Raw genomic sequence first — 13,318 nt, forward strand, 5'->3', positions numbered from 1 at the left:
GCCACGCCGGGGAGCGCGACCGCCGCTCAGTCCACCAGCGGAGCCAGCACCGGGCGCAGGGCGACCGCCACGTCGGGCGCGGTCACCGGCCCACCCCGGGCCGCCTCCCGTCCGGCCAGCCCGTGCAGGTACGCGGCCGTCGCCGCCGCCCGCTCCGGGGCCAGCCCGGCGGCGAGCAGCGAGCCGAGCAGCCCGGCCAGCACGTCCCCGGTGCCCCCGGTGGCCAACACGGAGGTGCCGGTCGGGTTGACGTACGCCCGGCCGTCCGGCGTGCCGATCACCGTGCGGTCCCCCTTGAGCAGGACCGTCGCGTTCATCCAGGCGGCCAGCCGCAGCGCGGCGGAGACCCGGTCGGCCCCCGGCTCCTCCCCGCAGAGCCGGGTGAACTCGCGGTCGTGCGGGGTGACCACGATCGGGGCGTCCCGGTTGCGCAGCCGCTCGGCGAGCGAGCCGTCCACCAGCAGGGTGAGCGCGTCCGCGTCGAGCACCACCGGCACCGGCGCGGAGAGCACCGCGCGCAGCTCGCCGGCGGCGTCCTCGCCGGTGCCCAGCCCCGAGCCGCAGATCCAGGCCTGGACCCGGCCGGCGTCGGCGACCCGTCCGGTGGCGATCACCGACGGGTGCTGGTGCAGCACCTCCGCGCGGGCCCCGCCGGCGTAGCGCACCATGCCGGTCGGCCCGGCCAGGGCACCATGCACCGAGAGCACCGCCGCGCCCGGATACGTCGCCGACCCGGTCGCCACCCCGACCACGCCCCGGCTGTACTTCTCCGAGGCCGGGCCGAGCCGGGGCCACCACTCGACGATGTCCGACCACTCGGTCACCCGCAGCGCCGGTGACCCGCGCAGCCACGGCTCCAGCCCGATGTCGACCAGCTCCACCTGCCCGGCGAGGGCGGCGGCCGGCCCGACCACCAGGGCGGGCTTGAGCGCCCCGAAGGCCACCGTCACGTCGGCTCGCACCGCGCTGTGCCGGCCGGAGGCGGTCAGCGGCACGTGGCCGGTGTCCACCGCCACCCCGCTCGGCACGTCCACCGCGACCACGGTCGCCCGCGTGCCGTCGCGCCCGCAGTACCGGACCAGGCTGGCCGCGAGCTGCTCGGCGGTCTCCCGCAGCCCACCGGTGCCGCCGATCCCGACGATGCCGTCGAGCACCAGGTCGACCCTGGCCGGGGGCCGGTCGACCAGCCGCCCGCCGGCGGCGCGCAGCGCCGCCAGCCCTTCGGCGTGCGCCCGGCCGGGGGTCAGCAGCAGCGCCGACACGGCGACCCCGCGTCGGGCCAGCAGCGCCCCGGCGTAGAGCGCGTCACCGCCGTTGTCCCCGGTGCCGACCAGCAGCAGGACCCGCGCGCCGTACACCCCGCCCCGGTCGGCGAGGAGCAGCGCGCAGCGCCGGGCCAGCCCGGCCGCGGCCCGCTTCATCAGCGTCCCGGGCGGGAGGGTGGCCATCAGGCCGGCCTCCGCCGCGCGTACGTCCGCGACCCGCCACACCGGTTTCATGCCACTCCGTCCCGTCTGTCACCTCGCGGGCCGGCCCGGGGGCCCGCCCGACCGATCAGCGTTCCGCGACCACCATGGCCGAGGCGATCCCGCCGTCGTGGGACAGCGAGAGATGCCAGCGGTTGATCCCGCGCTCCACGGCGGCGGCGGCCACGGTGCCGGAGACGGTGAGCCAGGGCCGGCCGTCCGGGTCCGGCACGATCTCGCAGTCGTGCCAGCTCAGGCCGGCCGGGGCGCCCAGCGCCTTGGCGACCGCCTCCTTGGCGGCGAACCGGGCGGCCATCGACTCCGGGGAGCGCGGGTTGCCGGAGCGGGTGTACCGCTCCGCCTCGGTGAAGAGCCGGTCGGCGAGCAGCGGCGTGCGGGCCAGCGCCCGGGCGAACCGGTCCACCAGCACGACGTCGATGCCGACCGCGACGATCACGACGCTCACCCTACCGGCGGGAAGGGCGGCAGATTAGCTGCCTGCTCGGCTGTGGGCAACGCCTGTGGAAAACCCTCGGGTACAACCACCGCCCGCCGTCCACAGGCCCTCCCGGTGACCCGTGCCGCTGCCTAGCGTCGGCGTGGTGCTGACGGAGGGGGCGCGGGTGGACGGGGAGCCGGTGCAGGTGCGGGCCGCGGTGCTGCGCGAGGTGACGGGCGGGCTCGCCGACGAGGCGTACGCGCTGGCGCACGGGCTGGTCGGGGTGCCGGGGCTGGTGGTGGCGGCGGCCGAGTGGCGGGCGGCGGCCGCGCTGACCCGGCTGGAGTCCGCGGTGCACGACTGGCACGGCGCGCTCGCCGCCCGGGTGGCGGAGGCCGGCTGCGCGCTGCGCGCGGCGGCCGACGGGTACGACGCGGCCGACGACCGGGCGGCCGGCCGGCTCGCCGGGCTGCCCCGATGACCGGGTACGCGCAGCTCTGGCGCGCCGCGCCCGGCAGGTGGGGTGCGGCCGGGGCGGCCTGGCGCGGGCTGGCCGACCCGGTGCGGCGCCGGCGGGCAGCGCTGGCCGAGTGCGCGGCGACCCTGCGCGCGGGCTGGTCGGGTGGGGCCGCCGGGGCAGCCGACGGGCGGCTCGGCGCGCTCCGGGGCGAGCTGACCGCGCTGCTGCCCGCCCTGATCGAGGCCGACCAGGTGCTGGCCGAGTTCGCCGGCCGGCTCCGGGTGGCCAAGGCCCGGCTGGCGGAGGCGGTGGCGCTCGCCGACCGCACCGGGGTGCTCGTCGACCGCCACGGCGGGGTCAGCGCGGCGCCGTCCAGCGCGCCGACCTGGGCCGGCCCGGAGGCCGGTGTCCTGCCCGGCGCCGGGCTCCGCTCGGGTGCACCGCCGGGCGGCCGGCCCCTGCCCGGCGGACGGACCGGGTCGGACCCGGCCGCGATGCCGGGCGCGGACGTCGGCGCGGCAGCCGGGCCGGGCGGGCGGGCCGGGCCGGCGGCGCTGGAGCAGGTGGCCGCCGCGCTGCGGGACGCGCTGGCGCTGGCCGACGCGGCGGACCGGGAGGCCGCCACCCGACTGGACGAGCTGAGCGGGGCGGCCCGCGGCGGCTGGGCCGAGCCGCCGCCACCGGGCCGTCCACCGGCCGACGCCGACCCGGCGACCGTCCGGGCCTGGTGGGCGCGGCTCACCCCGGCCCAGCGCCGCTGGCTGGTGTGGCACGAGCCGGGCCGGGTCGGGCGGCTCGACGGGGTGCCGGTTGCCGCCCGGGACCAGGCCAACCGGCTGCTGCTCGACGACCGGCGGGAGGCACTGCTCGCCGCTCGGCGGGAGTTGCTGGGCCGGCCGGCCCCCGGCCCGGCGGAGCGGGCCGGGCTGCGCCGCCTCGACGCGGGGCTGGCCGGCCTGGACGGGCTCGCCGGGCGGCTGGCGACGGCGGAGCCGCCCCGGTCGTACCTGCTGGGGCTGGATCCGACCGGGGACGGGCGGGCGATCGTGGCGCTCGGCAACCCGGACCGCGCCGACCGGGTGCTGACCTACGTGCCGGGGATGACCGCCGACCTCGCCGACGCCCCGGCCGAGCTGGGCCGGGCCGGTCGGGTGCTGTCCCGCTGCGCCGGCCTCGCGCCGGGGCGGGAGACGGCGGCGGTGCTCTGGCTGGACTACGACGCGCCGGACTTCCTGCCCGAGGCGGCCCGGTCCAGCCAGGCCGGGGCCGCCGGGCCGGCGCTGCACCGCTTCCAGGAGGGGCTGCGCGAGACCCACGAGGGCCCGCCGGCCCGGCAGACGGTGCTGGGGCACAGCTACGGGTCGCTGGTGGTGGGCGCCGCCGCCCGGGACCACGGTCTCGACGCGGACGCCCTGGTCTTCGTGGGCTCGCCGGGGGTCGGGGTGGACCGGGCCGAGGCGCTGCGCCTGCCGCCGGAGCGGGTCTGGGCGAGCACCGCGCCGGACGACGTGATCCGGCTGGTCGAGCCGGCCGGGCAGCTCACCGGCCGGGCGGTGCTGGCGGCGTCGCCGCTGGCCACGGCGGTGTCGCTGCTCCGCCCCGACGACCACGAGCTGTGGTTCGGCCGCGACCCCAGCGACCCGGGCTTCGGCGGGCGCACCTTTCCCAGCGGCCGGTACGGCCACACCGGTTACTGGGAGGCCGGCAACCCGGCGCTGGACGGGATGGCCCGGATCGTGCTCGGCCGGTGACCGGCTCCACCCGTGCCGTCGGGTCGTCCCGCCGGGGCGGGCGGCCTCGGTCGTCGGTGTCGGCCGGGCCACGGCCGGGCGGGCGGGCGGGCGGAACGAGCGGACCCCGCCGGCCGTGGTCACGGCGGGCGGGGTCCGGTGGACGCGTGCGTCAGATCACTCCACGGTGACCGACTTCGCCAGGTTGCGCGGCTGGTCCACGTCGTGCCCCCGGGCTGCGGCGATCTCGGCGGCGAGCACCTGGAGCGGCACGGTGGTGACCAGCGGGGCCAGCAGGGTCGGCGTACGCGGCACGTAGATCAGGTGGTCGGCGTAGCGGACAACCGCCTCGTCACCCTCCTCCGCAATCACGATGGTCCGGGCGCCCCGGGCGCGGACCTCCTGGATGTTGGAGACGACCTTGTCGTGCAGCATGCCCCGGCCGACCGGCGACGGCACCACGCAGATCACCGGGGTGCCCTTGTCGATCAGCGCGATCGGGCCGTGCTTGAGCTCACCGGCGGCGAAGCCCTCGGCGTGCATGTACGCCAGCTCCTTGAGCTTGAGCGCGCCCTCCAGGGCCACCGGGTAGCCGACGTGCCGGCCGATGAAGAGCACGGTCGGCTCGGACTTCAGCTCCCGGGCCAGCTCGCGCACCGGCTCGATCCGGTCCAGCAGCTCGCGCAGCTTGCCCGGCATCTCCTGGAGCTGGGCCACCACCGCGCCCACCTCGTCGGCGAACTTGATGCCGCGCACCTGGGCCAGGTGCAGGCCGATCAGGTAGCAGGCGACGAGCTGGGTGAGGAACGCCTTGGTGGAGGCGACGGCGATCTCCGGCCCGCCGTGGGTGTAGAGCACGGCGTCCGACTCGCGGGGGATGGTCGAGCCGTTGGTGTTGCAGATGGCCAGCACCCGGGCCTTCTGCTCCTTGGCGTGGCGCAGCGCCATCAGGGTGTCCATCGTCTCGCCGGACTGCGAGATCACCACGATCAGCGTGGACCGGTCGAGGACCGGGTCGCGGTAGCGGAACTCGCTCGCCAGTTCGACCTCGCACGGGATCCGGGTCCAGTGCTCGATGGCGTACTTGGCGACCAGACCGGAGTGGTACGCCGTGCCGCAGGCCACGATGAAGATCTTGTCGACGTCGCGCAGGTCCTGGTCGCTGAGGCGGACCTCGTCGAGGGCGATCTCACCGGTCTCGGTGAGCCGACCGAGCAGCGTGTCGGCGATCGCCTGCGGCTGCTCCTCGATCTCCTTGAGCATGAACCAGTCGTAGCCGCCCTTCTCCGCGGCCGAGGAGTCCCAATCGATGTGGAAGTCCTTGCCGGTGGCGGGCTGGCCGTCGAAGTCGGTGATCTCGATGCTCTCACCGGTGATCAGCACGATCTGGTCCTGGCCGAGCTCGACCGCCTCGCGGGTGTGCTCGATGAACGCGGCCACGTCGCTGGCCAGGTAGTTCTCCCCGTCGCCGCGACCCACGACCAGCGGCGAGTTGCGCCGGGCGCCGACCACCGCGCCGGGGATGCCGGCGTCGACGGCGAGCAGGGTGAACGCGCCCTCCAGCCGCCGGCAGACCACGCGCATGGCGGAGGCGAGCAGCTGCGGGCTGTCGGCCTCGCCGGCCGCGCGCAGCTCGGCCAGCGCGTGGGAGAGCAGGTGGGCGGCGCACTCGGTGTCGGTGTCGCTGGTGAACTGGACGCCGTCGTCCTCCAGCTCGGCCCGGAGCTTGGCGAAGTTCTCGATGATGCCGTTGTGGATCACCGCGACCCGGCCGTCGGGGGCCAGGTGCGGGTGGGCGTTGCGGTCGGTCGGACCGCCGTGGGTGGCCCAGCGGGTGTGCCCGATGCCGGTGGTGCCGTCCCCGATGCCGATCGGGCTGGCAGCGCAGTCGTCGGGGTTGCTGGCGGCGCGCTCGGAGAGCACCTTCTCCAGGTTGGCCAGCTTGCCGGCCTTCTTCTCGGTCAGCAGTTCGTCATCGCAGACGATCGCCACGCCGGCCGAGTCGTAGCCGCGGTACTCCAGCCGCCGCAGTCCGTCGAGCACGATGCCGAGCGCCGGGCGCGAGCCGGCGTAACCCACGATTCCACACATGGTCCGCAGCCTAACCCAGTTTCGCTCATCGCGCGTGCTCGGAAGTCCGGTAAACAATCACTGAATTTGAGCGATCGGCCCGTAACGGGCGTCCTGCGGACAACCCTGCCCGCCCCTCCGCCCGGGCCACGGGGGCCGACGGGGTTGCGGCCCCGCCCCCGGGTACGACAGTCTCTCGGCGGATCCGGCACGTCCCTCGGGCGGCCCGTTCGTCCCGTTCCCCTCGCCCGTCCGGAGCAGCCATGTCCGACCCATCCTCGCCCGAGCCGTCGCCGCCCGCACCGCGGGCCGCCGAGCCGTCGCCCGCCGTCCCGGTCGAGCCGTCGGCTTCGACGGGTGGTGCCGGCTCCGCCCCGGCCGACCCGACCGCCCCACCGGCCCCGTCGCCGTCCACCTGGACGCCGCCGGACCCGCTGGCCGCGCCGCAGCCCTGGACAGCGCCGGACCCGTGGGCGGCCCCGTCGACCACCCCCGCGACGCCGGCGGCTCACCCCGCCGACCCGGCCACATCTCAGGGCGCGTCAGCGCCCGACGGCTCCGCCGCCTGGGGCGCGGGCGGCCGGCCGACGGCCCCGCCGACCGCACCCCGGCCCGCGACGCCCCCCGCCGGGCCGCACGCCGCACCCGCCGGGCCCTTCGCCGCACCCGCCGGCGCCCCCGGCGGCCCGGTCGGACCGGGTACGCCGCCCGCCGGCTGGTACCCGTCGCCCTACCCGCCGTCCGGCTACCCGCCGCCCTACGCCTACCCCGGGTACCGGCCGGCACCCGACCCGGCTCAGGGACGGCGGGTCGTGGGCATCGTCATCGCCGTCGTCGCGGTGCTCGTCCTCGGCGTGTGCGGGTGCGTGGGGGTGGGCAGCGTGCTGGTCGGGTCGTACGCGCCGGGGCCGGCCGCCGACGATCCGTACTACGACGACCCGGACCCGTACTACGACGGCGACTACGACGAGGAGAGCCAGTTCCCTACCTGGACGCCGCCCACCCCCAGCGAGCCCGCGACGGCAGCGGCCACGCCCTCGACCGGTCGCGGCCGGGTCGTCGTGTCCTACGAGGTGACCGGAGAGGGGCGTGGCGACATCCAGTACTACGACGCCAACGGCGAGTTCATCCGTCTCGAGGCCGTGTCGCTGCCCTGGCGTCAGAAGATCCGCACCGACGACCCGAACCGGGTGCTGGTGATGGCCAGCAGCACCGACGACGAGGGGAGCGTCGCCTGCTCGACCAGGGTCGGCAACCGTGCGCCGGTGACCGACACGGCGGCACCGGGATACCAGGTGACCTGCGGGGGCAGGTGACGTCGGCGGCGCGCCCGTAGGCTGGCCGGCGTGACGACGCCAGATGTCGACCCGCTCGTGGCCCGGATGCGTCCGTTCGGCACCACGATCTTCGCCGAGATGTCCGCGCTGGCCGTCCGCACCGGCGCGGTCAACCTCGGGCAGGGCTTCCCGGACAGCGACGGCCCGCCGGAGATGCTGGCCGCGGCGGCCGAGGCGCTGCGCGGCGGGCAGAACCAGTACCCGCCGGGCCCGGGCATCCCCGCGCTGCGAAGGGCCGTCGCCGACCACCAGCGCCGTTTCCACGGACTGGAGTACGACCCGGACGGCGAGATCGTGGTCACCACCGGCGCCACCGAGGCGATCGCCGCCAGCATCCTCGCCCTCTGCGAGCCCGGCGACGAGGTGGTCTGCTTCGAGCCGTACTACGACTCGTACGCGGCCTCCATCGCGCTGGCCGGCGCGGTCCGGCGGCCGGTGACGCTGCGTCCCGGCGACGACGGCCGGTACGCCTTCGACCCGGCGGCGCTGCGCGCCGCGTTCCGCCCGCGGACCCGGCTGGTGCTGCTGAACTCCCCGCACAACCCGACCGGGAAGGTCTTCACCCCCGACGAGTTGGCCCTGGTCGCCGAGCTCTGCCAGGAGCACGACGCGTACGCGGTCACCGACGAGGTGTACGAGCACCTGGTCTTTCCCGACGCCGCCGCGCCGCACGTGCCCCTGGCCACCCTGCCGGGGATGCGGGAGCGGACGCTGCGCATCTCGTCGGCGGGCAAGACCTTCTCCTGCACGGGTTGGAAGGTCGGCTGGGCGAGCGGCCCGGCTCCCCTGGTCTCGGCGGTGCTGCGGGTCAAGCAGTTCCTCACCTTCGTCAACGCGGCGCCGCTGCAACCGGCGGTCGCCGTGGCGCTGGCCCTGCCGGACGCCTACTTCACCGACTTCCAGGAGGGCATGCGCCGGCGCCGGGACCAGCTCGTCGCCGGGCTGACCGACGCGGGCTTCGACGCGCTGACCCCGGAGGGGACGTACTTCGTCACCGCCGACGTGACCGCGCTGGGCGGTCGGGACGGGGTGGAGTTCTGCCGCTCGCTGCCCGAGCGGTGCGGCGTGGTCGCGGTGCCCACCCAGGTCTTCTACGACGACCCCGAGGCGGGCCGGCGGCTGATCCGGTTCGCCTTCTGCAAGCGCCCCGACGTGCTCACCGAGGCGGTCACCCGCCTGCGCCGACTGAAGGAGGCCCGATGACCGACGGGTACGCCGAACGGGTCCGCCGGCTCACCGCGCTGCGCGGCTGCGACGCCGTGCTCTCCGGGACCCGGCCGCCCTCGGTCGTCGAACAGCTCGACACCATCCGCGCCGCCGCCACCGACGAGCTGCTGCCGGACTTCTACGGCGAGGGCGGCGCGGTCGAGGCGCTGGAGCGCCGGGTGGCCGACCTGCTCGGCACGGAGGCGGCCACCTTCTTCCCCACCGGCACGATGGCCCAGCAGGTCGCCATGCGGTACGGCGCCGAGCTGACCGGGCGCAACGCGGTCGGCCTGCACCCGCTGAGCCACCCGCTGATGTACGAACGGGACGCGTACGCGGTGCTCGGCGGGCTGCGGGCGGTGCGCACCACGACGGCCCCGCGCAACCCGACCGCCGAGGAGGTCGCCGCGCTCGACGAGCCGGTCGGCACCCTGCTGCTCGAACTGCCGCTGCGCGACGCCGGATTCGTGCTGCCGACCTGGGACGAGCTGGTGGCGGTGGCCGGGGCGGCCCGGGACCGGGGCTCCCGGGTGCACCTCGACGGTGCCCGACTCTGGGAGTCCACCGTCCACCTCGGTCGGTCGCTGGCCGAGATCGCGGCCCTCGCCGACAGCGTCTACGTCTCGTTCTACAAGTCCCTCGGCGGCCACGCCGGCGCGGCGCTGGCCGGCCCGGCCGACCTGGTCCGCTACGCGCGGGCCTGGCGGCACCGGTACGGCGGCACCGTCTTCCAGCAGTGGCCGGCGGCGCTGGCCGCCCTCGCCGGCCTGGACCGCGAGCTGCCGCGGCTGGCCGGCTACGTGGGGCACGCGAAGGTGGTGGCCGCGGCGCTGGCCGGCCTGCCCGGCGCGCGGGTGTACCCGGAGCCGCCGCACACCCACCGGTTCCGGCTGTGGCTGCCGCATCCGGCGGGCGCGCTGAACGACGCCAACCTCGCCCTCGCCGAGGAGGAGAAGGCGTGGTTCATCGGCGGCTGGCGGGACACCGAGGTGCCGGGGCTGGCGATGGCCGAGGTCGAGGTGGCCGGGCCGGCGACCGAGCTGGACGCCGACCAGGTGGTCGAGCTGGGCGGGCGGTTCCTCCGCCGGGTCCGCACCGCCTGACGGCCGGCGGCCGGCCGAGCGGCCCCAGCACCTGCATCTCGGCTCCGTCCATTTTTCCCCGTTGTTCATTTCCGGTCGGCCCCGCCGAGGTGTGTGCGCGGTCCACCGCGGCACACCCGGCGCATCGATCGGCGGAAAACATCGGCCGACCCGACAATCGCGCCGCTCACCAACGCAGATCCACTGCGTGTGAGAATTCCCCCCGGGGCCACAAATGACCGTACCCCGTTACGAATGGCTGATGTCGATACCCTGTCACATGTTCACACCCGCATCCAATGACGGCGGGTGATAGGCTGACCCGAGCCCGATTGCAACCAATTCGGCATAGGGGAGAAGATGCGCTACACACGGCTCGGCGGCGAAGGTCCGCAAATACGAGCCATCGGCCTCGGCTGCATGGGGATGTCCTGGGGATACGACGAGGACGGGCGCGACGACGACCATTCCGTCGCGGTCATCCACCGGGCGATCGAGCTGGGCTGCAACCTTCTCGACACGGCGGACCTGTACGGCCCGTTCACCAACGAACGCCTGGTCGGCCGGGCGCTGCGCGGGCGTCGTGACCAGGTCGTGCTGGCGACCAAGGGCGGCCTACTGGCCGACGGCAGCCGGGCGGTGCACCGCAACGGACGCCCCGAACACCTGCGGGCGACGTGCGAGGCGAGCCTGCTCAGGCTGGGTGTGGACCATGTCGACCTCTACCAGCTGCACCGCGTCGACCCGGCCGTTCCGATCGAGGAGAGCTGGGGGACGCTGGCCGAGCTGGTGACCGAGGGCAAGGCCCGGATGATTGGGTTGTCCGAGGTGTCGGTCGACGAGATCCGGCGGGCCGAGGAGATCCACCCGGTCGCGAGCGTCCAGTCGGAGCTGTCCCTGTGGACGCGTGAGCCGCTGGATTCGGTCCTGCCGTACTGCACAGAGAAACAGATTACATTTTTGCCGTTCGCACCGCTCGGCCGCGGTTTCCTCACCGGTCGTTTCGCCGGCACCGCCGACCTGCCGGTCCGGGACGGCCGGCGCAACCTGTCACGTTTCCAACCGGATACAATTTCCGCAAATCAAGAAATCGCCCGGCGGGTTATTCGTATCAGTTCGGAAATGGGTTCGGCACCTGCGCAGGTGGCGCTCGCCTGGCTACTGGCGCTCGCCGACAACGTGGTTCCCATTCCGGGCACGAAGACGCTCAGTCATGTGGAAGACAACATGGCCGCGGATTCGATCACGCTGACCGAGGACGCGCGTTCGGCACTCGACGCCCTCCCCGAGCCGGTGGGCACCAGGTACTGAGCGGCAAGCACGCCGGCACACATCCCGCGACGCAATTCGGCGACGGTTGCCGCCCCACCTCATCGGGGCGGCAACCGTCGCTCAATATCGACCGCCGACCGCCGGCAGCAGGGCGTCGAGCCGGGCCCGTACGTCGGCGGTGAGCACCACCGACGCTGCCTCGGCGTTCTCCGTCAGGTGCGGCAGGGTCCTGGCCCCGGGGATCGCGACCACCGCGTCGTCCTGGGCGAGCACCCAGGCGAGGGCGAGCTGCGCGGGAGTGTGCCCCGCGTCCCGGGCCACCGCGCCGAGTTCGTCGAGCAGTGCCCAGTTGTGCCGCATCGCCTCGGCGGAGAACCGCGGGAAGTAGTCGCGTCGGCCGTCCCCGGCCGGCAGGTCGCCGGGCTCGCGGAAGGCTCCGGTGAGGAACCCCCTGCCGAGCGGACAGCAGGCGACGAAGCCGATCTGCGTGGGCGAGGTCGATCTCCGCCACCGACACCTCGGACAGCCCGATCCCCCGCACCTTGCCCTCGGCGACCAGCTCGGCCATGGCTCCCCAGGTCTCCTCCAGCGGCACGGCCGGGTCGACCCGGTGCAGGTGCAGCAGGTCGACATGGTCGAGACCGAGCCGTCGGAGGCTGGCCTCGCAGGAGGCGCGCCGGCATCACTCTGGTGAAGCGGGCAGCGGGTCAGCGTGAGGGCACCGGCGCCCGGCGGGTGCCAAAGAGCGGCCACACCGGGGCAGCGTCGTACCCGACCGGCTCTGCGGGCCGGCCGGGTACGGAGACGCGCGAAGAGACGGTCAGGCGGTCGGGCTGGCGGCGCGTACGTGCCCGGCGATCCGCTCGGCGACCGACCGGGCGGTCGCCTCGGTGGCGGCCTCCACCATCACCCGCACCAGCGGCTCGGTGCCGGACGGGCGCAGCAGCACCCGGCCGGTCTCGCCCAGCTCGGCCTCGGCGCGCTCCACCTCGGCCCGTACCTCGGGGGCGCTGGCGCCGACGGTGCGGTCACCGACCGGTACGTTGATCAGCACCTGCGGCAGCTTCGTCACGACCGAGGCCAGCTCGGCCAGCGACTTGCCGGTGGCGGCGAGCCGCGACATCAGGTGCAGCCCGGTGAGCACGCCGTCGCCCGTGGTGGCGTACGCCGGCATGACGATGTGACCGCTCTGCTCGCCGCCGAGGGCGAGGCCGGAGGCGCGCAGCTCCTCCAGGACGTACCGGTCGCCGACCTTGGTCTCGATCAGCCGGATGCCCTCCGCGGACATCGCCAGGCGCAGGCCGAGGTTGCTCATCACGGTCGCGACCAGGGTGTCCTGGGCGAGCGTGCCGGCCTCCCGCATGGCGAGGGCGAGGATCGCCATCAGCTCGTCGCCGTCGACCTCGTCACCGTCGGCGGTCACCGCGACGCACCGGTCGGCGTCGCCGTCGTGCGCGATGCCCAGGTGGGCGCCGTGCTCGACGACAGCGGCGCGCAGCCCGTCGATGTGGTTGGAACCGCAGTCGTCGTTGATGTTGAGCCCGTCCGGCTCGGCGTGGATGGCGATCACCTCGGCGCCCGCCTCCCGGTACGCCACCGGGGCCACCTCGGCGGCGGCGCCGTTGGCGCAGTCCACCACCACCTTGATCCCGTCCAGCCGGTGCGGGACCGTGCCGACCAGGTGCTGCACGTAGTGGTCGGCGCCGTCGAGGAGGTCGTGCACCCGGCCGACGCCGGCGCCGATCGGCCGGTCCCAGGCGGTGGTGGCGTTCGCCTCGACGGCCGCCTCGATCCGCATCTCGATCTCGTCCGGCAGCTTGTGCCCGCCGGCGGCGAAGAGCTTGATCCCGTTGTCCGGCATCGGGTTGTGCGAGGCGGAGAGCATCACGCCGAGGTCGGCCTTGGCCTCCGCGGTGAGGAAGGCGACCGCCGGGGTCGGCAGCACGCCGACCCGGACCACGTTGGCCCCGGCGCTGGTGAGCCCGGCGACCACGGCCGCCTCCAGCATCTCGCCGCTGGCCCGGGTGTCCCGGCCGACCACGGCGAGCGGGGGATGCGTCTTGTCCGACTCGGCCAGCGTGTGCGCGGCGGCCACCGCCACCGCGAGCGCCAACTCGGGGGTGAGATCCGCGTTCGCCCGCCCGCGTACGCCGTCCGTGCCGAACAACCGGCCCATACCCGCCAACCTCCGATGAAAGGGTCCCAGGGGAAACGGCGAACGGCCGGGCCACCTCCCGTGTGGGGAGGCGATCCCGG

General features: G+C 75.1%; 11 protein-coding genes and 1 pseudogene. 6 read left to right on the top strand and 6 right to left on the bottom strand.

All coding sequences use genetic code 11. From position 1 onward, the window contains the following. Positions 1 to 26: 26 nt before the first annotated feature. On the bottom strand, positions 27 to 1,499 hold the full coding sequence (locus tag ACTWM8_RS26735; RefSeq protein ID WP_446211384.1) for an NAD(P)H-hydrate dehydratase: 1,473 nt from the start codon (positions 1,497 to 1,499) through the stop codon (positions 27 to 29). Between the two features lie 55 nt (positions 1,500 to 1,554). Further along, entirely contained in the window at positions 1,555 to 1,923 is a 369-nt protein-coding gene (locus ACTWM8_RS26740; protein WP_088960309.1) for a holo-ACP synthase, read from the bottom strand. A 145-nt stretch (positions 1,924 to 2,068) separates the two neighbouring features. Between ACTWM8_RS26740 and ACTWM8_RS26745 the strand changes: the two genes are divergently transcribed. Beyond that, positions 2,069 to 2,386, top strand: a complete 318-nt coding sequence (locus ACTWM8_RS26745; protein ID WP_446211385.1) for a hypothetical protein — start codon at positions 2,069 to 2,071, stop codon at positions 2,384 to 2,386. Further along, positions 2,383 to 4,116 carry an alpha/beta hydrolase gene (locus ACTWM8_RS26750; RefSeq protein ID WP_446211386.1) on the top strand — a complete coding sequence of 578 codons (1,734 nt, stop codon included), beginning with the start codon at positions 2,383 to 2,385 and terminating at the stop codon, positions 4,114 to 4,116. The genes ACTWM8_RS26745 and ACTWM8_RS26750 overlap by 4 nt, the downstream gene beginning before the upstream one ends. 156 nt (positions 4,117 to 4,272) lie before the next feature. Here ACTWM8_RS26750 and glmS read toward each other — a convergent pair whose 3' ends face one another. After that, positions 4,273 to 6,186, bottom strand: a complete 1,914-nt coding sequence (gene glmS / locus ACTWM8_RS26755) for a glutamine--fructose-6-phosphate transaminase (isomerizing) (RefSeq protein ID WP_446211387.1) — start codon at positions 6,184 to 6,186, stop codon at positions 4,273 to 4,275. 242 nt (positions 6,187 to 6,428) lie between these two features. Between glmS and ACTWM8_RS26760 the strand changes: the two genes are divergently transcribed. The 4 genes from ACTWM8_RS26760 to ACTWM8_RS26775 all read left to right on the top strand — a co-directional run bounded on the left by ACTWM8_RS26760 (position 6,429) and on the right by ACTWM8_RS26775 (position 11,101). Further along, positions 6,429 to 7,481: an MmpS family transport accessory protein gene (locus ACTWM8_RS26760; RefSeq protein ID WP_446211388.1), complete on the top strand. Its 1,053-nt coding sequence runs from the start codon at positions 6,429 to 6,431 to the stop codon at positions 7,479 to 7,481. A 30-nt stretch (positions 7,482 to 7,511) separates the two neighbouring features. Next, complete coding sequence (locus tag ACTWM8_RS26765; RefSeq protein ID WP_446211389.1) at positions 7,512 to 8,705, top strand: pyridoxal phosphate-dependent aminotransferase; 1,194 nt, start codon at positions 7,512 to 7,514, stop codon at positions 8,703 to 8,705. After that, entirely contained in the window at positions 8,702 to 9,811 is a 1,110-nt protein-coding gene (locus ACTWM8_RS26770; protein ID WP_446211390.1) for a threonine aldolase family protein, read from the top strand. The genes ACTWM8_RS26765 and ACTWM8_RS26770 overlap by 4 nt, the downstream gene beginning before the upstream one ends. Positions 9,812 to 10,150: 339 nt before the next feature. After that, positions 10,151 to 11,101: an aldo/keto reductase gene (locus ACTWM8_RS26775; RefSeq protein WP_446211391.1), complete on the top strand. Its 951-nt coding sequence runs from the start codon at positions 10,151 to 10,153 to the stop codon at positions 11,099 to 11,101. 81 nt (positions 11,102 to 11,182) lie between these two features. Here the strand turns inward: ACTWM8_RS26775 and ACTWM8_RS26780 are convergent, their stop codons facing one another. From ACTWM8_RS26780 to glmM, 3 genes and pseudogenes are all read right to left on the bottom strand, one after another. Then, positions 11,183 to 11,545, bottom strand: coding sequence for an aldo/keto reductase (locus ACTWM8_RS26780; RefSeq protein ID WP_446214691.1), 363 nt, complete (start codon positions 11,543 to 11,545; stop codon positions 11,183 to 11,185). Between the two features lie 64 nt (positions 11,546 to 11,609). Then, positions 11,610 to 11,687, bottom strand: a pseudogene (locus ACTWM8_RS26785) (hypothetical protein); the annotation flags it as partial. Positions 11,688 to 11,882: 195 nt separating this feature from the next. After that, on the bottom strand, positions 11,883 to 13,238 hold the full coding sequence (gene glmM, locus ACTWM8_RS26790; RefSeq protein ID WP_446211392.1) for a phosphoglucosamine mutase: 1,356 nt from the start codon (positions 13,236 to 13,238) through the stop codon (positions 11,883 to 11,885). Positions 13,239 to 13,318 lie beyond the last annotated feature (80 nt).

The organism is Micromonospora sp. IBSANI012, from assembly GCF_052814045.1.

Excerpts from the sequence above, each read along its gene's own strand:
- ACTWM8_RS26735 (WP_446211384.1), bottom strand. The coding sequence starts at position 1,499 with ATGAAACCGGTGTGGCGGGTCGCGGACGTACGCGCGGCGGAGGCCGGC.
- ACTWM8_RS26750 (WP_446211386.1), top strand. The coding sequence starts at position 2,383 with ATGACCGGGTACGCGCAGCTCTGGCGCGCCGCGCCCGGCAGGTGGGGT.
- glmS (WP_446211387.1), bottom strand. The coding sequence starts at position 6,186 with ATGTGTGGAATCGTGGGTTACGCCGGCTCGCGCCCGGCGCTCGGCATC.
- ACTWM8_RS26760 (WP_446211388.1), top strand. The coding sequence starts at position 6,429 with ATGTCCGACCCATCCTCGCCCGAGCCGTCGCCGCCCGCACCGCGGGCC.
- ACTWM8_RS26770 (WP_446211390.1), top strand. The coding sequence starts at position 8,702 with ATGACCGACGGGTACGCCGAACGGGTCCGCCGGCTCACCGCGCTGCGC.
- ACTWM8_RS26775 (WP_446211391.1), top strand. The coding sequence starts at position 10,151 with ATGCGCTACACACGGCTCGGCGGCGAAGGTCCGCAAATACGAGCCATC.
- glmM (WP_446211392.1), bottom strand. The coding sequence starts at position 13,238 with ATGGGCCGGTTGTTCGGCACGGACGGCGTACGCGGGCGGGCGAACGCG.